Source organism: Pseudomonas parakoreensis, from assembly GCF_021602155.1.
Classification (GTDB): Bacteria; Pseudomonadota; Gammaproteobacteria; order Pseudomonadales; family Pseudomonadaceae; genus Aquipseudomonas; species Aquipseudomonas parakoreensis.
The window spans coordinates 1-841 of sequence record NZ_BQHY01000065.1 but is presented as its reverse complement, the minus strand read 5'-3'; the positions used below and the strand labels follow the sequence as shown (position 1 = coordinate 841).

Genomic DNA, 841 nt, shown 5'->3' with positions numbered 1-841 from the left:
CTAGTCCCCGTTCGCTCGCCACTACTAAGGGAATCTCGGTTGATTTCTTTTCCTCAGGGTACTTAGATGTTTCAGTTCCCCTGGTTCGCCTCTTGCACCTATGTATTCAGTACAAGATAACCATCTTGTGATGGCTGGGTTCCCCCATTCAGACATCTCCGGATCAAAGTCTGTTTGCCGACTCCCCGAAGCTTTTCGCAGGCTACCACGTCTTTCATCGCCTCTGACTGCCAAGGCATCCACCGTATGCGCTTCTTCACTTGACCATATAACCCCAAGCAATCTGGTTATACTGTGAAGACGACATTCGCCGAAAATTCGCAAAACTCTTAAGAGTCACTCACAAATTTTACCTTAGCCTGATCCGTTACCAGTGAAAGTAACGTTCAGTCTATCTTTCTATCACATACCCAAATTTTTAAAGAACGATCTAATCAAAAGACTAGAAATCAGCATTCACCATCACAGCGATGGAATGCTCATTTCTAAGCTTTCAAACTTCAGAAGCAGTGGTGGTGGAGCCAAGCGGGATCGAACCGCTGACCTCCTGCGTGCAAGGCAGGCGCTCTCCCAGCTGAGCTATGGCCCCGTATTTCTACAGGTTCCCACACAAAAATTGGTGGGTCTGGGCAGATTCGAACTGCCGACCTCACCCTTATCAGGGGTGCGCTCTAACCAACTGAGCTACAGACCCAATTTCGGGCTGCTTCTATCGTCTTCTTCAATGAATCAAGCAATTCGTGTGGGAACTTATGGAGCAGCTGATGTCGTCGATTAAGGAGGTGATCCAGCCGCAGGTTCCCCTACGGCTACCTTGTTACGACTTCACCCCAGTCATGAA

Annotated in this window: 2 tRNA genes and 2 rRNA genes; all 4 read right to left on the bottom strand. The window is 48.5% G+C overall.

What is annotated here, in order from left to right:
• Nucleotides 1–266, bottom strand: a 23S ribosomal RNA gene (locus tag L6D63_RS28400); the annotation flags it as partial.
• 247 nt (nucleotides 267–513) lie between these two features.
• A tRNA-Ala gene (locus tag L6D63_RS28395) sits at nucleotides 514–589 on the bottom strand.
• Nucleotides 590–617: 28 nt separating this feature from the next.
• Nucleotides 618–694: transfer RNA gene (locus L6D63_RS28390), tRNA-Ile, on the bottom strand.
• Between the two features lie 81 nt (nucleotides 695–775).
• Nucleotides 776–841, bottom strand: a 16S ribosomal RNA gene (locus L6D63_RS28385); the annotation flags it as partial.